Source organism: Paenibacillus nicotianae (assembly GCF_042681745.1).
Classification (GTDB): domain Bacteria; phylum Bacillota; class Bacilli; order Paenibacillales; family Paenibacillaceae; genus Saccharibacillus; species Saccharibacillus nicotianae.
This window is the reverse complement of sequence record NZ_JBHUGF010000010.1, coordinates 372,893-394,180: the sequence shown is the minus strand read 5'-3', so window position 1 is coordinate 394,180 and position 21,288 is coordinate 372,893. Positions and strand designations below refer to the sequence as shown.

Sequence of the window (21,288 nt, the reverse complement as noted above, 5' to 3'; positions counted from 1 at the left end):
TATAGATTTTATTTTCTCAATTTTGGATCCAAAGCGTCTCTAAGACCGTCGCCTAGCAAGTTAAATGCAAGCATAGTCAAACAAATCAGAGCAGCCGGGAACCACATACGCCAAGGATACAAATTCCATCCTGTTAATGCATCATTGATCATTGAACCCAATGAAGCGACAGGAGCCTGTACACCTAGACCCAAGAAACTCAAAAATGCTTCAGAGAAGATAGCACTTGGTACAGAAAGAGTTACAGTAACGATAATAGGACCCAAAGCATTAGGCAAAAGATGTTTGAACAATTGACGTCCAGCACCTGCACCCATTGAACGAGCTGCTAATACGAAGTCTCTACTTTTCAGTTGCATAATTTCACCACGAACGATCCAGGACATCGTAATCCAACCTGTTACAGTCAAAGCTACGATAATAGTTCCCAAACCTGGCTCAAATACAACCAATAATAGAATAACAACTAGCAAGTAAGGAATAGAATAAAGAATTTCGGAAAATTTGTTCATAATGTTATCTACACGGCCACCGAAGTAACCCATGATTCCACCATAAATAATACCGATGATTAAGTCAATTGCTGCTGCTGCCAAACCTACGATAAGAGAGATTCGTGCACCCATCCAGGTACGAACCCACATATCACGTCCAAGGTTATCTGTACCAAACCAGTGAACTCCAGAAGGTGGCTTATTCGTATTCATCAAATCATTAGAGTAATAGTTAAAAGCAGAGATCATTGGTCCAACGATCGAAGCGATAATAATAAGAATCAAAGTACCTAAGCTAAACATAGCTACTTTATTCCCTCTCAAACGAATCCAAGCATCCTGCCATAAAGAGATACTTTCCTGTTGCAGTGCGATTGGTTCGCCGACCACATCTGTAGCCGCATTTTTATTGTTATTGTTTCCGCTAGCTGACAACGTTTAGCTCCCCTTCCGACCTGATAATTTGATCCGCGGATCTACCAGTACATATAAAATATCTGTAACAAAACGAGCAAGCATCAACAACACGCCGTAGAAAATAGTTACTCCCATAATCATTGTATAGTCACGGTTAGTAATACTATCTACGAATACTCTACCAATACCACCGATACCGAAGATTTGTTCGATAACAACGGAACCTGTTACGATATTTGCAGTCATAGGACCTACGTAAGTAACTACCGGAAGAATACCATTACGTACCACGTGTCTAGTCATAATAGTAAAACCATTTAGACCTTTTGCTTTAGCTGTTTTGATATAATCTGCATTCAATACTTCTAGCATACTTGAACGAGTTAATCGTGCTATAAATGCAATCGGTTGAACAGCAAGTGCTATAACTGGTAGTACAAAGTCACTTGGTTCATTAAAGCCCATAACATCAAACCAACCTAGTTTTAAAGCAAAAATGTACTGGATCAATGTTGCCAATACAAAACTCGGAACAGCAATACCTAATACAGCAATAATCATAGCTACATTATCAATTAATTTACGATGATAAAGTGCAGCGATTAAGCCTAATACAATACCAGCGACAATAGAAATAATAATAGCGAAAATACCGATCTGTAATGAAGGCGAGAATGTATCAGCGATACGTTGTGTAACCTCCTGATTTTGGTATTTCATAGAAATCCCTAAATCACCTTTAACTAAATTTCCTAGGTACTGTAAATACTGTTCAGCAATTGGTTTATTCAATCCATATTGCTCCATTAGACGTTCTTTGATTTGAGGCTGTACATTTTTTTCTGACATAAACGGATTACCAGGTATAGCTTTCATCAGGAAAAATGTAGCTGATGCCAAAATGAACAATGATAACAGCATATAGAAAAATTTACTGGCGATATAACGAACCATTTCCCCAAGAACCTCCTTTATCACATTTTCTAGTTTATTGAATATGTTTAAAACAGCTCGTCATTATTCAACAACTTTTTCATTTTAAAACTTCATCTAATAGATAACAAGTAGAACTTGAAATTATCATGTTTAGAATAGCAATATATGGAAAAACGATAAACACGCAAAAACGGGATATATATGGATGGAGAATCCACACATACATATCCCGCTGCAACCATTAAACCAAAATCTTACTTAATTATTGAAAATAAGCACGAGTAAAGTCAATTGCACCACTGAAGTCAAGAACAATACCTTTAAGATTTGGTTTAACCAATGAAACGCTAGTGTAGTAATAGATTGGCATCATAGCCATATCATCTTGCACTAGAATTTTTTCTGCTTTAGACATATCATCCATACGTTTAGCATTGTCTTGAGTTGCTTGCGCATCTTTTAACAATTTGTCATATTCAGGATTGCTGTATTTTGCATCATTGTTGCCATTACCAGTCATCCACATATCCATGAAAGTCATAGGATCGTTATAATCCGCTGACCAACCTGCACGTGCGATTTGGTAGTTACCACTTTGACGATTATCCAAGAACACACTCCACTCTTGGTTTTGTGTTTTAACACTTATACCAAGATTGTTTTTCCACATATCAGCAATTGCCAAAGCAATTTTTTGGTGAGCTTCACTAGAGTTGTAAATCAAAGTAATTTCAGGAAGAGTAGTGTAACCTTCTTCTTTCATACCTTCAGCTAGCAATTGTTTAGCTTTAGCTAAGTCTTCTGTGAAATAGCTATCTTTGTACTCAGTACGGAATTCTTCGTTGTTACCTTTGATTCCTGGTGGTACATAACCATAAGCTGGAATTTGTCCGCCTAATGTTACGTTGTCAACAATCGCTTGACGGTTAATTGCCATAGAGAATGCTTGACGGATTTTCAAGTTGTTGAATGGTTTTTCTTTAACATTAAACAGGTAGTAGTACGTACTTGCAATACCTTTAGCTTGGAATTGATCTGGGTATTGTTGTTTTGCAGCTGGAATTTGGTCTGTTGGAATTTCACCAGTAGGTGCTCCAGCATAATCCAATTGTCCACTTTGGTAACTTGAGAACTCAGTAGCTCCAGAGTTAACCAATGAAGAAGTGATTGTATTTAATTTAATACTAGAAGCATCCCAATACTTAGCATTTTTTGTCCAAGCCAATTCTTGACCTGTTGTCCAAGTTGTTAAGTTGAATGCACCGTTAGTAATCATTGTATCTGCTTTAGAAGCCCATTGCGGGTTAGCTTCTACATTCTTTTTGTTAACAGGGTAGTACGTGTAGAAAGAAGTCAATCCCAACCAGTAAGGAGTTGGATTAGCCAACGTTACTTCTAATGTTTTGTCGTCTACAACTTTAACACCAACATCAGCAAAATCTTTAACTTTTCCTTCGTTAAATTCTTGTCCATTTTTGATGTAATAAAGTTGGTAAGCGTACTCAGATGCTGGAGTTGTTTTTGGGCTTAGAACGCGTTCCCAAGCATAAGCGAAATCTGATGCTGTTACAGGTTCACCGTTACTCCATTGTGCATTATCACGAAGATGGAAAGTATATTTCAATCCGTCTTCAGAAATATCCCATTTTTCAGCAACGCCTGGAACAGGATTACCATCTGCACCCATACGTGTAAGACCTTCATACATTAGCTTCAAGGCAGTATTTGTTTGACTATCTTTTGCCTGAGCTGGATCAAACGTTGGAGGTTCAGCGCTCATGTTAATATGCAAGTCTTGAGCTGCTGCTGTAGTGCCATCTCCTGATTCTCCACTTGTACCTGTGTTGCTAGAACCGCTGCCGCAAGCTGCAAGCAAAGTTCCGAACGCCATGACAAGCGCCATAAGTACTAACCAACTTTTTCTCTTCATCTAGCAGTTTCCCCCTAAAAAATGTGGTATATGCTTTTAAATTATACAACCAGTGGTCAAAAAAATCTATAACTTATATTTAAAAAATCATCTTTTTTTCGTTATTTTATATAAAACTGTCACATTTAAGCGTATATTATGCTTCATGCTACGGTCGAATACCTAACATCAAGCAAATATATTCCATTTTTCGACAAAATTATTGTGTTATGTATTGCAGAATACCAGTAATCAATAAAGCAATGTAACCTATACTCAACAATAAAAAAGAAACTCGCCAAACGGCACGAAATAATCGTTTATAGTCTACTTTTCCTTTTAAACGGTTTTGTGCACCACCGATCAGACCAATACCGAGCAGTAAAATCAACAGAAAAATATAGAATCCTGTTTTGGTATTGAATGTATTATTGAATAGCGCAGCTACAGAAATATATAAAAATGGAGTAGTTACATCCATAGCCATACTTATAGCCGGTTTCTTTTCTTTTCCTTTTAGTCTGTTGATTACATATGTTAATACAAATGGAATAAACGGAACTAGACTTAAAAAGATAAACCCGTTCAATAATAATTCCAAAAATACCCCCATCAATGATCCTCCTGTCTATTCATAGCCTCAACTAGATGATATACCCAGTAATTTGCCGGGGTAGGTATACCGTAATCTTGCCCCATTTGAATAATACTACCATTAATCCATTGAATTTCTGTTGTTTTACCCTGTAATACATCTGCCAACATTGAGGAGGTATTAGTAGAGGTTGTACGGCATACTTCTACAATCTCTTCCCACCATAAAGAAGAAACCTCTATTCCTGCGGCTTGATATACTTCAATAACTTCATTATACAATTGCTGCATTACAAATAGTCTCTGTTGAGAAACAAGTAATTCACCATTCATTATACGCCAAATTGCTGTTAATGGATTGATGATAGCATTTATAATAAGCTTCCGATATATATCTTTATCGATATTATTCGACAGAGCAATATCAAATCCTGCTTGTTCTAGTTCATTTAGCAAAGGTTGTATCCGTAGTTGCTCTTCTTTATCTATTGATTTAGGCATATTCCCTACTCTAGTACTAGAAAGATTAGTTAGACTACCTATAACCGTTTTTCCTATACCCGTATGATTGACTGCATTTGTAGACACTCTTTTAGCACCTTCTGTGGTAATTGCTGCATAAACCTGCCACGGCGAAGTCCACAACATATCGGTTCGTACTCCATTTTGTAAGCAGATAATACGAGTATGCCGATCTGCACGTTGCTGAATGTTACTAACTAAATCGGCTGTGATATCTTTCTGTTTAACAGTGACTAATATATAATCTGCTTTTGTTACATTGGAGTAGTCATTTAATTGATCAATTGCATAAGCACGTTGTGTGGTAGACGGAAATAATAATTGCGGTTCACTCTGCTGTTCTATAGTAGATGTTTGTATTGTTATGCCTTTTTCATTAATAAGAGAAGCTTGTTCTGAGATACGTGTCCATAGATGAATAGTAGCCGAAGAGTGACTACTTATTAATTTGCTATAAAAAAGTAATCCTATAGCTCCTGCTCCGAAAATATCAATAATCAATTTTGTAACCTCCATGCATTTTAAAATAGGTATAATTAGACTCATATTCAACAGTGATACGTACGATGCTATAATAATGATAGATTGTGTATGATTCAGAATGATATTGTAAAAATTGCGCTTATATGTACAGGCGCTAAGGAGGGGCGATCTATGAAATACTTATATTCCGTTAAAATCGTCTGCTTCTGTTTGACTTTAGCTCTAACTTCGCAGTGTTTGCTCTCTTCTGTGCAAGCGCAAGCTTTAGAAGCACCACCACAATTAGACGAAGCAACACGACAGTTATTAGAAAATAGTCTATCTGTGAATGAATTAGATCAAGAAATCAAACGGATTACAGATCAGCAAAATGTAGCTCAAACAAAATATACTCAACTGGAACAAAACTTAGTTCAACAAGAAAAGCTATTGTCACAAGCAAGACATCAAGCAGATTCAGTGCTTGTTTCTTATTATACAGGAGAAAGAGATGATTTTTGGGCTCTTTTTTTATCTACAGGTAGTCTTTCGGGAATGATCGCTTTTTACGATTATTATCGAATGATTATTGATCATGACCAATTGCTACTAAGTGATTATCAAGAGCAATATACACAGCTTACCCAGCAAAAAAATGAATTATATGCTACAGCAACAGAATTAGGAGAGATTAGTACTAATTTATCTAATCAGCGTACACGTGTAGCTACTCTACAACAATCGATTCATCAAAGTCTTGCTACAAGTTCTGATCCTGAGATTGCTCGTCAATTAATGAATGAAATGAATGAGTATTGGAAAAATATTGGACTTTATGAAGTTAAAAAATATTTCAAAGCGATCGCTTTATCGATGCAACAGTTCCCTGATTACCTGAAATCTCAACCTGGAGCGATCCAAATTAGCGGAACACATTACACTATCTCTATAGATGAACAACAACTTAATCAATTTTTACATGTACAAGGTCAGTTACCAGAATCATTTCAATTCAAATTTGCACAAAATCAATTGAGTGTACATGGTAAAGAAGGCAATTTGGATTTGGATATTACAGGCCACTATGAAATTGTAAATCAGCCTCAAAATGCAATCCAATTTTATGTAGATAAACTTGTTTTTAATGGCCTTCAATTGCCTGATACCACATGCCGGATGCTAGAAAACGAATTTGATCTTGGCTTTTACCCGCAACAAATTATATCTTATTTAAAAGCTACTTCTGTAACAACAGAACCACAATTAATGAAAATTCAGCTTGAGTTATCATTACACTAATAATGCAGCATGTATTAGATAGGCTAGAAGTGAAAGGATTTTGTATATGATTAACGAAGCTGCCATTTTAAATCTATTCCAACTTTATACCAATATGGCTAAAGAACTATGTGCTTGTATGCAACAAGTGGTTCCTGATCAGCACAAATCTTTGTTAGCAAAGCCACTTACACCTACTAACTTTGAATGGTTGTTTGATCTGATTCATGATATAGAGCCATCTAAAGAATTTGTGTGGTACTTGGATATGCAGTGGTCATGGTATTTGCATGGAGAACATTGTTTGTTTGAAAGTGAGCAAGGTACGATGATCGAAGCCAATATCTATAACACTAACTTTGTAGATATCGCTTTTTTTAATGCGTTTATCAAAAGCTATCAGGAGTCTTCATTTGTATTGCAGTCTATTGATGATCTAGATTTTAACTTTACAGCTACTTTATTTGATCAATTTGCCAAAAGAAATCTTTTAAAACAGCAAAGTGGTACTAATTTTACTCTGGTGAATCCTTCTGCTGAGTAAAAAAATATTTATTTGCGATTATGACTAATTACTAACAAAAAAAGACTCTACTGTGCGAATCATGCACAATAGAGTCTTTTTTTAATAACGTTATATTTTACATTACAGCAAATCAGCAGCCAGTTGAGCCAGTTTGGAACGTTCTCCTTTTTCCAGTGTGATATGACCGCTGATCCCTTCTTGTTTAAAATGCTCTACCACATGAGTTAATCCATTACTGATAGAATCAAGATAAGGATGATCTATTTGATCTGGATCACCGACCAACACAATTTTACTGCCTTCACCTACACGCGATACGATTGTTTTGACTTCATGACGGGATAAATTCTGAGCTTCATCAATAATAATAAATTGACCAGGAATAGACCGTCCACGAATATACGTTAATGCTTCGACTTGAATACTACCAAGTCCCATCAAAATTTTATCGATATCGCCTGCTTTTTTGGTATCAAATAAAAATTCTAAATTATCATAAATCGGTTGCATCCACGGACGCAATTTTTCATCTTTCTCTCCAGGTAAATAACCAATATCTTTACCCATAGGTACAACAGGTCTTGCAATGAGTAGCTTTTTATATTTTTGTTCATCTTCTACTTTGGATAAGGCAGCCGCTAAAGCAAGTAAAGTCTTACCTGTTCCTGCTTTACCTGTAATGGTTACTAAAGGAATATCATCATTCAGTAACAATTCTAATGCCATTCGTTGTTGAGCATTTCGAGCAGCAATGCCCCATATAGGATCATTACTCAAAAATAAAGGTTCCAACTTGCTGGCATCTGCATTTACTTTAAGCAATGCAGACTTAGCACTACCCAATTCATCTTTTAAAATAACGAACTCATTCGCATAAAAAGAATGTTTGATATTTAGAGATTGGATCGGTAGATAACGATTACTATAAAATTCATCAATCACCGCAGGATGTACTGTTAAGGTGCTGTATCCTGTATACATTTCATTAGGGTCAGCAGCGCGATCAGAAAGATAATCTTCTGTATTCACACCTAACACATCTGCTTTGACTCGAACCAATACATCTTTACTAACCAGTACGACTTGAGAGCGAGATCCTTGACCTGCTTCTTTTTCCTGTTCTTCTAATTCATAATTCAACGCTACAGCCAAAATACGATTATCGTTTGAAATTTCTCCAAACATATCCTGTACTTTAGCAAAGCTACGATGATTTAGTTCTACACGTAATGTACCACCATTTTCTAAGTGGACTCCATCATGCAAATATCCTGATTCTCTTAGTGAATCTAAAGAACGTGAAATACTGCGGGCATTTCGTCCAATTTCATCTGCATTTCGTTTTTTGGAATCAATTTCTTCGAGTACGACTGCGGGTATAATCACATCATTTTCTTCGAAAGCAAAAATGGCATTTGGATCATGAAGAAGCACATTGGTATCCAGTACAAAAATCTTTTTCATCGAGAGTTCCCCCTTGAGTAGAAAGTCTTATGATCTCTGATGCCATTTACTTTATGGATAACTATGCTTATCCCTTCTTGATCAGCCAAGCCTCACCCTCCTCTTACATACACAAAAACCAGATGCTACATAGCATCCGGTTTTTTTATAAGATCATACACGTATAGACATACTTCATCAGACACCAGTGTACATAACAGTATAGAGCCTCTCCGGCACGTATGATCAACATATAGCATACGATCAAGCAACATGGATTCCTGCATCATCGAGACCTCCAATCACTGGCATGAATATACTGGTGTTTCTTCATTATAGCATAGGTCAAATTCATTTCAAATCTATAATCTGCTGACTATTATTCTCTCTCCAAAACAAAAAAAAAGAGCCTTCGCCTAAGCAAAGACTCTATCATTTATTTGTACTTCATAGCTAGCTTTATCTTTTCCAAAATGAATGTTATTGACTTTGTTTGCTTGTACCTGCTGGCTGATCAAATTGATCAGTATGCGTAGCCGTACCTGCTAATTCATCTTGTAGCGCTTTTTTAGCATTAGCTAACTCTGTTTCATTGATGTAGACATACGGACTTTTCCAGTCACCTGTTACTGGCATATATTTGATATTCTGCTTCGGAATATCCCAATATGTTGTCAGTAAGTTTTTAAATTGTTCGCCTTCAATATCGGTTTCCATATTTTTATCTACAGATTCGATAATAGAGCCCAATTTAGTCACACCGCTAAACGATTGAATTTTGTCTACGACAGCATTCAATACCTGGTTTTGGCGTTGGTTACGGCTAAAGTCGTCTGATCCTTGTGTACGAGGACTACAATTTGATTTACGGTAACGTACATAATCTAGAGAGTTTGCACCATTTAGATGTTGTTGACCGGTAGACAAATTAATATTCGTACCATCTGCTTTATCTACATAACACATTTTCATATCTACATTGATATCAATACCACCTACTGAATCGACAACATCCCGGAAACCCTGGAAGTTCAACACAGTTGTATACTCTACATCTACACCCAAGTATTTACCAAGCAATGTTTTCATTTCACTCATTGCTAAATCTGTACCATCTTTTTTATCTTTGGCATAAAATTTCGGATAATAAGAGTTCAGTTTATTGGGAATATAACCTTCGAGTTGTAGATACGTATCACGCGGCAAAGAAACAATCGTGGCTGATTTGGTATCTGGATTTAGTGTAGCTACCATAACAACGTCTGTTAATCGTGTTCCTGTTTCTTGACGATAATCAGTTCCCAAAAGCGCCATCGTAATCGGTTTTACTTTTGCTGATTTTTCAGGAGCGACAGGTTGACTAATCACAGTACCGCCATTACCTTTTTGTCCTACACCATCAAACATACCTTGAACCTGATAATATAAATATCCTGCATAAGCCATAACTCCTACAATTGCTAAAAGAACAACGATAAGCAAAATCTGCATAAATCGTTTAAAGCCACTTGCCTTTTTCTTTTGCTTTTTTTTGGGATTAGGATTACCGGACTTTTGTGTTTTGGCTTTGGTTCCTGCACGCGGCGGAAGCCCGCCTGTTGTCGTACTCATTGCTCTCAACACCTGTTCCATCATTTTAGATAATGAAGTTATAGTCTTCAATTATGTTGCCTTATCATACGTTCAGCTTATGCTTTCTAGTATGTAGTGGCATGTACTGTTGTCATCCGATCAATACAAGATTGACCGGATATCCAAACAGTATTTAACCTGTTGAAACAGGTACTTAAGCGCAGTGGTCTATCCAACAATAGATGATATTACGATTGCATTGCAGATTTGCGTTGTTTTTCAGCACGTTCGCGCTCACTCTTATTCAAAATCTTTTTACGCATACGAATCGATTTTGGAGTGATTTCACAATACTCATCTTCGTTCAAATATTCCAAAGCTTGCTCTAGAGAGAAGCTACGAGGAGTTTTCATTTTGACTGTATCGTCTTTTGTTGCAGAACGAACGTTAGTCAATTGTTTTTCTTTACAAATGTTAACAACGATATCGTTATCACGAGTATGCTCACCAACGATCATACCTTCGTAAATTTCGGCACCTGGCTCAAGGAACAAAGTACCGCGATCTTCAACAGATAAGATACCATATAACGTAGACGTACCACTTTCACTAGAAACCAATACACCTTCGTGACGTCCGCCAACTTGACCAGCAGCAACTGGACCATAGCTATCAAAGGAGTGGTTCATAATGCCGTAACCTTTAGTCAATGTTAAGAAGTAAGTTCCGTATCCGATCAAACCACGAGCAGGAATCAAGAATTCAAGACGAACTTGACCACTACCATTGTTAATCATATTTACCATCTCAGCTTTACGTGAACCTAAGCTCTCCATAACTGCGCCCATGCTTTCTTCAGGCAAATCAATCAATAGATGCTCGATAGGCTCCATACGTTTACCATCGATTTCACGTACGATAACTTCTGGTTTGGATACTTGCAATTCATAACCTTCACGACGCATGTTTTCGATCAAGATACCAAGGTGAAGTTCACCACGACCAGATACGATATAAGCATCAGGGCTATCTGTTTCGTCTACACGTAAACTTACATCTGTTTCTAATTCTTTGAACAAACGGTCACGAAGACGACGGGAAGTTACCCATTTGCCTTCACGTCCAGCAAATGGACTGTTATTTACAAGGAAAGTCATTTGCAATGTAGGCTCATCAATTTTAAGAACCGGCAATGCTTCTGGATTTTGTGGATCAGCAATCGTTTCACCGATATTGATGTCTTTGATACCAGCGATAGCAATGATATCACCAGCACCAGCTTCTTCGATCTCAATACGTTTTAGACCTTGGAAACCAAACAATTTCTCGATACGAGCTGTTTTCTTTTGGCCTTCGCGGTTAATAACGGTTACCGATTGACCTTGACGGATAATACCACGGTTAACACGACCTACCGCAATACGACCCAAATATTCGTTATAGTCCATCAATGTTACCAAGAATTGCAATGGCTCATCGATTTTCTCTTTTGGTGAAGGGATATGTTCGATAATCGTTTCGTACATTGCTTGCATCGTTTCGTCTTGTTTTTCTGGATCAAGACTAGATGTACCATTCAATGCAGAAGCATAAACAACCGGGAATTCCAATTGCTCGTCATTTGCACCAAGTTCAATAAATAGATCCAATACTTCATCAATAACTTCTGTAGGACGAGCAGCAGGACGGTCAATTTTGTTTACGACAACAGTAGGAGTCAAATTTTGCTCCAAAGCTTTACGCAATACAAATTTGGTCTGAGGCATACAACCTTCATAAGCATCAACAATAAGAAGTACTCCGTCTACCATTTTCATGATACGTTCTACTTCACCACCAAAGTCGGCGTGACCAGGTGTATCCACGATATTAATTAAATAGTCTTTATACGTAATAGCTGTATTTTTTGCAAGAATCGTAATACCGCGTTCACGCTCCAGATCATTGGAATCCATCGCACGCTCCTGTAAAGTCTCGTGATCCCGGAAAATACCTGACTGTTGCAACAATTTGTCCACTAACGTTGTTTTACCATGGTCAACGTGGGCAATGATTGCGATATTGCGAATTTGTTCTCTTGATTGCATAAATTTCTCCAAATCCTCTCCATAAAAGGAGCGTCGGTCAACTAAGCCGACGCTCTACTATTTGTTAACACAGTGTTCAAAAAATCGGCATCCATAATCTTGCTTATTATAATTATACGTCATTGTTGCTATAAATCAAGCAAATTCGCATTTTATTACCAACCTGTTTTAGAATTACTTCGGCTAGCCAGTATCCATAATCCAGATAAGATCAACAGCAGCGCAATAAAATAAAAAGCAAAATTTCCTAACAAACTAAAAATAAGCAGAATTCCTGATAAACAAGTAAGTGCAATCGAAGCAAAACCAACATTGCGTGAAACCGGCGAGGCTGCACATACATAATACTCATACAATCCTACAGCGACTCCCAAAATAAGCACAGGCCATAGATGTCCCATAAGCCACCATCCCCAAGTGTTACAAAGGAAAAATAAGGCTCCATATACTGTAAGTATTCCAGCCGGAATCAATACAATCGCAGGTGCACTACGGCTAAAATACATTAATTGTAATATAATACCTGGCAAAAGAATCGCCAGTGGCCAAAAAATATGACCTATAAAACTGAATACGCCCAATTTGCCAAGTAGGATAATCAAACCTGCAAATACAATAAACAGTCCAATTACCCCTTGATTACGATTGGTCATTCCAGCTTCCTCCTTCATCGGTCTGTCCCTATTTATATCGGTTTTCATTTTGACATCATGAAGATATAAAAGGTAATCTACTCTTCTTTAAAACCAATCTTCATTGATTGCAGTAGAAGCAAGTTGTAAAGGGCTTCCTGCTTCGATCGTTAATACTTCTGTCTGCTCTACCGCTCGTTCGATCATCGGCGTAAGTTCGAGAAATGATTCTACTTTTTCTATAATTCGCAAATTAGGATTAGTTGTCGGTGATTTCGGGATAAATAATGTACAGCAATCTTCATATGGCAAAATCGATAAATCATAGGTGCCTATCTCTTTGGCAATCTGAATAATTTCATCTTTGCCTGTCATGACTAAAGGACGCAAAATCGGTAACTCTGTAGCACGTTCAATAGCGTTCATACTCGATAAAGTCTGACTGGCTACCTGACCCAAGCTTTCACCTGTAATCAATGCTAATCCTTTTTGTTGTTCAGCGATCCGGGTAGCAATACGTAACATCGCCCGGCGCATCAGTGTAATCATCAAATTATCTTGCCCTGTAGTTGTAAACGCAGTCTGTATCTCTGTAAAAGGTACAACATGCAATTTGACGACTCCTGCATATCCTGCTAATACACGCGTAAGATCGACTACTTTTTCTTTAGCACGTTCACTGGTAAATGGATAGCTATGAAAATGAATACATTCGACTTCAAGTCCGCGACGCATGGATTGCCACCCTGCAACAGGACTATCTATCCCTCCAGAAAGAAGCAACATTGCTTTACCATTACTTCCACGCGGGAATCCTCCAACGGCTGGAATCAATTCACTATAAATATAAGCCGCTCCATCTCGAATCTCTACACGTAATTCAATCTGTGGTTGTCTAACATCCACTTTGAGTAATGGATAAGCACGCAATACTGGTGAGCCTACCAAATGATTCATATCTTGTGAAGAATGAGGAAATTCTTTCCAGACTCGCTTTACTGATACTTTGAATGTAGTCAATTGATCAATCTGTTGCTCTCCGATTAATTCTACAGCGGCTGCAATAATCTCATCCAATTGAGGTAATGTCTGCTTAACTGGAATAATATCCATAATGCCAAACACATTTTTTAACACTTGAATTAATGCTTCTACAGATTCTCCACCTGTTTCGACATACATTCTGCCGTATTCACGACGAACATGTGCTTTGGGATAAGGACGTAATACCGCACGTACATGTTCTGAAATTGTTTTTTCAAATCTGGATCTATTTTTACCTTTGAGTGTAATTTCACCTAATCTTAAAATCAATCGATCTATATTTTGCATACTTAAAGGGTTCTCCTCTCCAATGGGCGAAGCTGTGTAACAGTCTGACGAAGTGCTATGAGTAAATGTTCTATATCTTGCTTGGTATGTTGATCGCCCAAGCTGATCCGTATTCCACTTGCAGCATGTTCTCGCTCTATTCCCATTGCTAACAATACACGACTTGGTTCAGCTTTACGGGAAGAACAAGCAGATTGCGTAGATACGATACAGCCCTGCTGTTCTAGACTATGCAGTATGACTTCCGATTTCATCCCTGGATAACAGAAATGAATAATATGAGGTGCTGCTATCGCAGGATTTGTTAATACTAGCCCATCTATCGCTTGAATTTCTGTTTTTATCAACTGGCTAAAAGAAGTTAATCGTTCGGCTAGTGACACTTGTTCTGTCGCCGCTAGACGTAATGCTTTGGTCATACCTACAATACCTGCTACATTTTCTGTCCCTGAGCGATAGCCATTTTCCTGTCCGCCGCCTGCAAGTAACGGAAAAAGTTCAGTGCCTTGTTTGATATATAATAATCCTGTTCCTTTGGGACCTCTTACTTTGTGAGCAGATAAGCTGTATAGATCAATATTCCATTTCACTAATTCTACCGGTAATTTACCAAACCCTTGTACACCATCAACATGAATCAATGTACGGGGTTGTACTTTTTTGAGCCATTCTGCTAATTGTTGAACAGGTTGAACAGCTCCTGTCTCATTGTTCACATGCATCATACTCACTATAATTGTATCTGCTCGTAAAGCATTTTGAATATCTTCTAATAATACGATTCCGTCAGGTGCAGGATCGATATAACTAATTTCAAATCCAATCTGCTCTAATTGACGACAACATTCATATACCGAAGGATGCTCAATACGAGTAGTAATAATATGCCCTTGTGTACGTCCACCTCGTAGCGCTGCTCCTTTCAGAGCAAAATTATTACTTTCTGTAGCGCCTGATGTCCAAATGATTTCGCTTGGCTTGACTCCAAGTATGTGAGCAGTGACTTCTTTGGCATGTCGAACCAATCGGTCTGCCGCTTCTCCATACTGATGCAAAGAAGATGGATTGCCGAAATGCTTTTCCATCATCTCAGCCATCGATCGTATGACTTCAGGATAAGGAGGAGTTGTAGCCGCATAATCAAAATATCTCATTGTTTGTTCCTCCCGTTCCTATACTATTAGCTTATTTGTATGATTATTTTAAAATAGTGCTATCAAAAAAAGATCAAAAAACGGAACCTACGCTCCGCTTTTTGATCTATCTCATATTGATATATCGTACTCATATATGATGATCAAATCTCTATATCGCTAAAACGTTCGTGTACTATTATACCATGTACTTAGCTACTATGAACGTTAATTATGATTATAATTCGTATTTGGCTTGAGCATTTTCAATCTTGCCGATATAGCGCTGTGTTTCTTTTGGCAATTGGCTTAATTTCGCCATAAGTTCTTCATCATTAGAGATACCCAAACGTTGTAATCGACCTGGACCTGCATTATATGCTGCAAGTGCTGTTTTCACATTACCATCATAACGCTTGATCTGATACGACAAGTACTTGGTACCGCCATCTATATTTTGCGCCGGGTCAAAAGAATTGCTTACTCCTAATCCAGCGGCTGTTCCGTCCATCAACTGCATTAATCCTTTTGCTCCGGCAGAAGAACCTGCATTCGGGTTAAAAGAAGATTCAGTATCGATAACAGCTTTGATCAATGATTCAGAAATACCGTATTTGTTACTAGCTGCACTGATTAAGTCGTTATAAGCTGTTGGCTTACTAGCACCTGTACCTGTTGCAGCGATAGCAGAAGAACTATCTGCTCCTCCAATACCTGCTGTACCTGTAGAAGGAAGAGGTGTATCTATTTTAGCTGTTGTTGTAGACGTACTCGGATCGACAGGAGCCAGTTGATCAAATTGATACCATGGATCGCTTTGCCCTGCGCCATAGGTGCTACCTGTTACAGAACTTGCATCTACATCGCCAACACTGGCAGCCGAAGGCAAAACACTAGCAAGACTTACTGGATTTAAATTAGAACTACTTGTATCTGCTGTTGTTCCTATATTTTGTTGCAACATCATATCAAACAATTTGCTACTATTATCGGTATTGGCTGTCACTTGGTCTGCACTACCTACACCAGAAGTATTCAAATATTTTAGTTCTATTAACTGTTTTGCCACTTTTGCATCAATTTGCATTCTGCTCGTGACTCCCATCTATATAATGTATTCCATCACCGTTATCTATATACTATCGATACTATTGATTATAGTTGTAAAAAGACGCCTATTCTATAAGAAACAATACTCATAACTGTATCTTCCTATCAAAATAGGAACAATCTCCTTTTGTGTTGATGATTATAGTCAAAACTTGTCTCTAAATTAGTCTCTATAATACTTTTCGTCCAAAAAGCTACATTTGTGAATAACAATTTGGTGAAATTTTTAAAGTTAACAGTTCTAAATAGATGTGTAATCTATTCTAAACGCAATTTTTTGTTCGATAATTAAGACAGGTAGAAAGTTTATCTCTATTTAAAAAACATAGATTCTACCATATTCTCATCTGTACTCACCTGTTATATGTAATATTTTATATCACTTATCGTTATATTATATCTGTAAACAAATAAAAAGATGCCCTTAAAGGACATCTTTTTTTGATATTTCCTATCAAATCAGATTAAGCGTGACGCTGGTTCATACGACGTTGAGTTAAATAATCACTTTCGTAGTAAGCTAGATCATCGCGTAATTCTTCGTAAATTTTGGTGATTTCTAAAATAATGTCTCGAACCGGTTTGACAGGAGTCTGACGGAAACGAATCGCTTCCTGACCTGTATAAGCATAACGTCCATCTTCAGAGTAGCACTCATTTTTGGGATAAAAAAAGCTATTGATACAATGGTGATACGCATTATAAAGTGCTTTTTCTGCAAAATCCATATCGAAATTTGCACGACGGATCACTACACCTAATTTTTCGTAAGAAACTTCGGAAAACACAAGCAAATGACGTAAATCGGACAAAAATCCTTTGTAGAAAGCAACACTATCGACGCCATTTTCAGCGGTCAATGCCTGTAAAGAGTATTCATTTAAAAACTCTTCCATCTTCTCAATTGCTGGTTTCAATTTTTCCCTAGTGCTTTCACTTAACTTTTGGACATTCGCTGCTAACATGTCTGTAGCTCCCCCTTAAATTGGTTCCTTAGAGACTGGGATGTGTCTTGAGAAAGACGACATTGCCCTGATTTTTAATTACAATCCTACCACAAAAATAATACTTATGGTATCTCTGATGTGTACAAAATCTTCTTACCTTCATTTTAACCACATTTTAATTATTAAAAACGTGCTTTTGTGAAAAGGAATCTCACCAATATCCCCATCGATGAATGGTTTATTATCATATACATTACTTCGATTTTTACAAAGAAGCAAGTTTGTTACAAGATGAACCATTTTGATCGCATCAAAAAGCGGCGTGCTCTCCAAAGATGGAAAGACACACCGCCTTCTTCCAGCGGATATACAACCGGTACAGAGTGTCTACCACTCTATATCGGATTATGATACATGCTTATGAATGATATTTACAACTCTTACAAAAAAAGTGGTAGCGTTAGTGGGGAAAGCTTCTCGTAAGCCGGGTTCTGTGCCTTTTGTGGTTCAGACGGGAACTACCCTCCCACTTTAGGCGACAATCATCTATCTAGGCCAAACATTACTGTTTGGCTCCAGCGACCAACCTCGATACACCTCGGGCAAAGGCTGCTTTTCCGAAAAAAAGCTGTATCTCTTTAGGTCTTGCTCCAGATGGGGTTTACCAGGAACGAAGTCACCAGCGTTCCTCGGGGTCTCTTACACCCCGGTTCCATCCTTACCTGTGCATAATTTCCGAAGAAATCAGCCATCGGCGGTCCATTTCTGTGGCACTATCCTTCAACTCGCGCTGACTGGATGTTATCCAGCACCCTGCCCTGTGGAGCCCGGACTTTCCTCCCGTAACGATAAGTTACCGGCGATTGTCTGTTTAGCTTTCCGCGAACGCAACACTTCACATTATATAATTATTCTATAAGAGTGTAAAGCATACATTCCACTTTTTAAAAGTTCAGATTACAAAAATGTACATTTGATTGTATTCTTTAGCTATTCAACGTATTTCGTACAGTACATTTTGCGAAGCACACAATAATTCGCATCAAGGTATAGGGCTTCAAATCTTTACATACAAAGATTCACATAGCTTTTGTACCCGATTAACGTTTATACAAATTGAAAAGGTTCAGTATCAATCGTAGAAGCATGTACTTTGGTATCATATTTATCTGCTTCCAAACGCTTACTAATCACTTCAGCAAGCCCTGACTTCATAATCTTCTCTGTATTATGACCTGGATCAATAATCGCTATGCCAGCCATCAGTGCGTCCTGTGCTGTATGATAATCGATATCTCCGGTTACAATCACATCTGCACCTTTGAACAAAGCTTGATTTACATAGCGACTACCTGATCCTCCCAGTACAGCCGCTTTTTTGACTGTGCGGTTCAGATCACCTGTCACACGTACAATCGATACATCTAATCCTTGTTTGACTGTATCTACAAATTGCGCAAGACTTACCGGAGCATCCAATTTACCGACACGACCTAAACCATATACTTTGCCGCTTTCTGCCAATGGATACAGATCGTATGCCACTTCGTCATACGGATGAGCCTTGATCAGTGCTTGAACAATTTTGTTACGTAGGCTAGAAGGAACAACGGTTTCTAATCGAATTTCAGAGACAGATTCTAATGTACCTGTAGTGCCTATGTAAGGCTCACTGCCTGCTTCCGGCTGAAATGTACCTGTTCCTTCTGTAGCAAACGTACAATGGCTATAATCACCAATATGACCGCCACCAGCCGCAGTTATTGCATTACGTACACCTTCTACATGAGTAGCAGGCACAAATGTGACTAATTTAAATAATGAATCAGTAGATGTCTGTTCGATCGGAATAGTATGACGAATCCCTAACGCATCTGCCATCCAGTCATTCACTCCACCTTCTGCTATATCCAGATTGGTATGACTAATGTAGACTGCTATATCATGCTTGATCAGCTTTTCATATAATTTTCCCATTGGTGTACTGGTATTAATACTTTTGAGCGCACGGAAAATAATCGCATGATGAGCAATAATCAAATCTACATCAAGCGCTATCGCTTCATCTACTACTTCATCCGTTACATCAAGCGCAACCAAAATATTGCGAATATCTTTTTGAAGTGTTCCTAATTGCAGACCAATTCGATCATCAGGTACAGCAATACTTTTAGGTGCAAATTGCTCCATATATTGAATTACTGTTTGTCCTTTTGCAAGCATAATAGAACCTCCTTCACCGTTTGCAGTTGTTGCCGAAAAGCAGCCGATTTGGCTTGTGCTTCTTCATTTTCAGATTTACCTGTAGAAGCAGCTACTTTTTCAAGCTTATGGATTTCTTGAGACCATTTATGTTGAAAAATCGAAGAGCCTTCTTGAATTAAATAAGGCCCGAAACGTAGCAAACTATCTCGATCCACATGATAATCATTTACCGAATCGGTCTCATTATGAGAAGTTAACGTTATACCTTTATACAACTGTTGATTCAATTGTACTGCATCAGGTAAACGATCTGCTGTCAAAATCTCATAAATACGTCCGTCTTCTTCTAAAATTTGCTCATGACTCAAAAACCAATCATGTTCTAATAACCAGCGACGCACATTTTCTTCGCCTACATTTGGTTGAAGTACAAGGCGCTTTACCCCTTCTAACTTATCTAATCCTTCGGACAAGATAGAAACGATCAATACACCACCCATACCTGCGATCGTTACTACATCCACTTCGCCCGGCTGAATTACAGCAAGTCCATTACCTAGTCTAACATTGATCTTTTCTTTAAGACCTGCTTCGTTCACTTGGCGCTGAGCCGCATCACGAGGCCCTACATTGACTTCTCCTGCTATTGCTTCTGTGATCATTCCTTTACGCATAGCAAAAACCGGCAAAAGGGCATGATCGGAACCAATATCCGCCAACCGGCTTCCTGTCGGAATTTGCTCTGCAATTCTTGTTAATCGTGTTGATAATTTCATGCAGCCACCCACGCTATCCATTTTTTTCGAAGTACAAATAAAATAATACAGATTAATGCTACTTTCACCATACAAAATAGTGCAAAAGCTTCCGGCATTTGTCCACGCAGAAACACTTCATCAATTTCTGGCATAAACCAGATAGCCAGACTGCTTGTAAAATAAACCGCCGCCATCTTTTTGCCACGATGATGCACCAGCCAGCAAAACCACATTAATAACAAGCTAACCGGTAACCATAGTCCTTGTAACATCAACCATGAAGCTCTAGGCTGAACCTGAGCAAAGAAACCAGCATACAATAATGCAAAAGCACCAAACCCTATATACAATAACACAGGGCTTGAAATAATATAACCGAGTATACACCAAATAAGCGCACAACCCAAAACTAGAAGGGTTATAAATACACGTTCATCGATTCCTTGTTCACGAATTAAAAAGATGCCCAGTCCTAGCATTAACAGACTACCTATAGCTAGTAAAAACGCTGATGCTAGTGAATTGCGCGTACGTAAACGAATTCCGCCAGTATAACATAGAGCTGTAAATAACGGTATACATACCAACTGCACCAAAAATGGAAAAGTAGCAAAATACAAAATCGTTAAACAAATAAAACAGACTACGATAAACGTAAAAAACCATGTACGAATATTTCCTTGTTTCAATGAATTCATCGATAGTACTTTTTTGTCGCTACGCTCTTGATCCACATCATACAAATTCATTAAAAAATCGCAATAATGCCCTGGAAGTAAGCGATTTTCACGCCAGTATTCAATTTCATCTAAAATGACTTCCCGTTTCCCCCGATCCACGACTTTCCCACTCCCTATTCATCACTAGGTAATTGCTCCATCTATACTCTGTCAGCTTATTAAAACCGTTTATTACATACTTGTGTACAGCT

General features: G+C 38.0%; 18 protein-coding genes and 1 other RNA gene. 2 read left to right on the top strand and 17 right to left on the bottom strand.

Going from position 1 to position 21,288, the window contains the following annotated elements; genetic code table 11:
• Positions 1 to 8: 8 nt before the first annotated feature.
• From ACFSGI_RS05965 to ACFSGI_RS05945, 5 genes are all read right to left on the bottom strand, one after another.
• Complete coding sequence (locus ACFSGI_RS05965; protein ID WP_379283926.1) at positions 9 to 884, bottom strand: ABC transporter permease; 876 nt, start codon at positions 882 to 884, stop codon at positions 9 to 11.
• Positions 885 to 932: 48 nt separating this feature from the next.
• Entirely contained in the window at positions 933 to 1,865 is a 933-nt protein-coding gene (locus ACFSGI_RS05960) for an ABC transporter permease (RefSeq protein ID WP_204823262.1), read from the bottom strand.
• Positions 1,866 to 2,109: 244 nt separating this feature from the next.
• Positions 2,110 to 3,777 (bottom strand): peptide ABC transporter substrate-binding protein, encoded by a 1,668-nt coding sequence (locus ACFSGI_RS05955; protein ID WP_204823261.1) that lies wholly within the window; start codon positions 3,775 to 3,777, stop codon positions 2,110 to 2,112.
• A gap of 199 nt (positions 3,778 to 3,976) precedes the next feature.
• Complete coding sequence (locus ACFSGI_RS05950; RefSeq protein WP_204823260.1) at positions 3,977 to 4,369, bottom strand: DUF3397 domain-containing protein; 393 nt, start codon at positions 4,367 to 4,369, stop codon at positions 3,977 to 3,979.
• Positions 4,369 to 5,373, bottom strand: a complete 1,005-nt coding sequence (locus tag ACFSGI_RS05945) for a ketopantoate reductase family protein (protein ID WP_204823259.1) — start codon at positions 5,371 to 5,373, stop codon at positions 4,369 to 4,371. Before ACFSGI_RS05945 ends, ACFSGI_RS05950 begins: the two co-directional genes overlap by 1 nt.
• Positions 5,374 to 5,526: 153 nt before the next feature.
• On the opposite strand from ACFSGI_RS05945, the gene ACFSGI_RS05940 reads away from it, so the two are divergent.
• Positions 5,527 to 6,633 carry a hypothetical protein gene (locus ACFSGI_RS05940; RefSeq protein WP_204823258.1) on the top strand — a complete coding sequence of 369 codons (1,107 nt, stop codon included), beginning with the start codon at positions 5,527 to 5,529 and terminating at the stop codon, positions 6,631 to 6,633.
• 46 nt (positions 6,634 to 6,679) lie between these two features.
• Positions 6,680 to 7,156: a hypothetical protein gene (locus tag ACFSGI_RS05935; protein WP_204823257.1), complete on the top strand. Its 477-nt coding sequence runs from the start codon at positions 6,680 to 6,682 to the stop codon at positions 7,154 to 7,156.
• A gap of 102 nt (positions 7,157 to 7,258) precedes the next feature.
• On the opposite strand, the gene ACFSGI_RS05930 is transcribed toward ACFSGI_RS05935, so the two are convergent.
• The 12 genes from ACFSGI_RS05930 to ACFSGI_RS05875 all read right to left on the bottom strand — a co-directional run bounded on the left by ACFSGI_RS05930 (position 7,259) and on the right by ACFSGI_RS05875 (position 21,196).
• The gene (locus ACFSGI_RS05930; RefSeq protein ID WP_204823256.1) at positions 7,259 to 8,602 is read right to left on the bottom strand and encodes a PhoH family protein; all 1,344 of its coding nucleotides are present in this window, start codon (positions 8,600 to 8,602) and stop codon (positions 7,259 to 7,261) included.
• A gap of 459 nt (positions 8,603 to 9,061) precedes the next feature.
• On the bottom strand, positions 9,062 to 10,192 hold the full coding sequence (locus ACFSGI_RS05925) for an LCP family protein (protein WP_204823255.1): 1,131 nt from the start codon (positions 10,190 to 10,192) through the stop codon (positions 9,062 to 9,064).
• A 209-nt stretch (positions 10,193 to 10,401) separates the two neighbouring features.
• On the bottom strand, positions 10,402 to 12,240 hold the full coding sequence (gene typA, locus ACFSGI_RS05920; protein WP_204823254.1) for a translational GTPase TypA: 1,839 nt from the start codon (positions 12,238 to 12,240) through the stop codon (positions 10,402 to 10,404).
• A gap of 155 nt (positions 12,241 to 12,395) precedes the next feature.
• Complete coding sequence (locus ACFSGI_RS05915; protein ID WP_204823253.1) at positions 12,396 to 12,893, bottom strand: hypothetical protein; 498 nt, start codon at positions 12,891 to 12,893, stop codon at positions 12,396 to 12,398.
• An 87-nt stretch (positions 12,894 to 12,980) separates the two neighbouring features.
• Positions 12,981 to 14,204, bottom strand: coding sequence for a tRNA uracil 4-sulfurtransferase ThiI (thiI, locus tag ACFSGI_RS05910; protein WP_204823252.1), 1,224 nt, complete (start codon positions 14,202 to 14,204; stop codon positions 12,981 to 12,983).
• A 2-nt stretch (positions 14,205 to 14,206) separates the two neighbouring features.
• Positions 14,207 to 15,358: a cysteine desulfurase family protein gene (locus ACFSGI_RS05905; RefSeq protein WP_204823251.1), complete on the bottom strand. Its 1,152-nt coding sequence runs from the start codon at positions 15,356 to 15,358 to the stop codon at positions 14,207 to 14,209.
• Positions 15,359 to 15,575: 217 nt separating this feature from the next.
• A complete protein-coding gene (locus tag ACFSGI_RS05900) occupies positions 15,576 to 16,424 on the bottom strand; it encodes a transglycosylase SLT domain-containing protein (protein ID WP_204823250.1) in 849 nt (282 codons plus the stop codon).
• A 487-nt stretch (positions 16,425 to 16,911) separates the two neighbouring features.
• Positions 16,912 to 17,412, bottom strand: a complete 501-nt coding sequence (locus tag ACFSGI_RS05895; protein WP_204823249.1) for a YpuI family protein — start codon at positions 17,410 to 17,412, stop codon at positions 16,912 to 16,914.
• Between the two features lie 447 nt (positions 17,413 to 17,859).
• Positions 17,860 to 18,273: RNase P RNA component class A (gene rnpB / locus ACFSGI_RS05890), an RNA gene on the bottom strand.
• Between the two features lie 228 nt (positions 18,274 to 18,501).
• Entirely contained in the window at positions 18,502 to 19,617 is a 1,116-nt protein-coding gene (locus ACFSGI_RS05885) for a Nif3-like dinuclear metal center hexameric protein (protein ID WP_204823248.1), read from the bottom strand.
• A complete protein-coding gene (locus ACFSGI_RS05880; protein ID WP_204823247.1) occupies positions 19,593 to 20,375 on the bottom strand; it encodes a tRNA (adenine(22)-N(1))-methyltransferase in 783 nt (260 codons plus the stop codon). The genes ACFSGI_RS05885 and ACFSGI_RS05880 overlap by 25 nt, the downstream gene beginning before the upstream one ends.
• Positions 20,372 to 21,196, bottom strand: coding sequence for a hypothetical protein (locus ACFSGI_RS05875; RefSeq protein ID WP_204823246.1), 825 nt, complete (start codon positions 21,194 to 21,196; stop codon positions 20,372 to 20,374). The genes ACFSGI_RS05880 and ACFSGI_RS05875 overlap by 4 nt, the downstream gene beginning before the upstream one ends.
• Positions 21,197 to 21,288: the final 92 nt, after the last annotated feature.

Bases quoted from the DNA above. Each gene is read 5' to 3' on its own strand.
- ACFSGI_RS05960 (WP_204823262.1), bottom strand. From the start codon at position 1,865: ATGGTTCGTTATATCGCCAGTAAATTTTTCTATATGCTGTTATCATTG.
- ACFSGI_RS05955 (WP_204823261.1), bottom strand. From the start codon at position 3,777: ATGAAGAGAAAAAGTTGGTTAGTACTTATGGCGCTTGTCATGGCGTTC.
- ACFSGI_RS05950 (WP_204823260.1), bottom strand. From the start codon at position 4,369: ATGGGGGTATTTTTGGAATTATTATTGAACGGGTTTATCTTTTTAAGT.
- ACFSGI_RS05940 (WP_204823258.1), top strand. From the start codon at position 5,527: ATGAAATACTTATATTCCGTTAAAATCGTCTGCTTCTGTTTGACTTTA.
- ACFSGI_RS05935 (WP_204823257.1), top strand. From the start codon at position 6,680: ATGATTAACGAAGCTGCCATTTTAAATCTATTCCAACTTTATACCAAT.
- ACFSGI_RS05930 (WP_204823256.1), bottom strand. From the start codon at position 8,602: ATGAAAAAGATTTTTGTACTGGATACCAATGTGCTTCTTCATGATCCA.
- ACFSGI_RS05925 (WP_204823255.1), bottom strand. From the start codon at position 10,192: ATGAGTACGACAACAGGCGGGCTTCCGCCGCGTGCAGGAACCAAAGCC.
- typA (WP_204823254.1), bottom strand. From the start codon at position 12,240: ATGCAATCAAGAGAACAAATTCGCAATATCGCAATCATTGCCCACGTT.
- ACFSGI_RS05915 (WP_204823253.1), bottom strand. From the start codon at position 12,893: ATGACCAATCGTAATCAAGGGGTAATTGGACTGTTTATTGTATTTGCA.
- thiI (WP_204823252.1), bottom strand. From the start codon at position 14,204: ATGCAAAATATAGATCGATTGATTTTAAGATTAGGTGAAATTACACTC.
- ACFSGI_RS05905 (WP_204823251.1), bottom strand. From the start codon at position 15,358: ATGAGATATTTTGATTATGCGGCTACAACTCCTCCTTATCCTGAAGTC.
- ACFSGI_RS05900 (WP_204823250.1), bottom strand. From the start codon at position 16,424: ATGCAAATTGATGCAAAAGTGGCAAAACAGTTAATAGAACTAAAATAT.
- ACFSGI_RS05895 (WP_204823249.1), bottom strand. From the start codon at position 17,412: ATGTTAGCAGCGAATGTCCAAAAGTTAAGTGAAAGCACTAGGGAAAAA.
- ACFSGI_RS05885 (WP_204823248.1), bottom strand. From the start codon at position 19,617: ATGCTTGCAAAAGGACAAACAGTAATTCAATATATGGAGCAATTTGCA.
- ACFSGI_RS05880 (WP_204823247.1), bottom strand. From the start codon at position 20,375: ATGAAATTATCAACACGATTAACAAGAATTGCAGAGCAAATTCCGACA.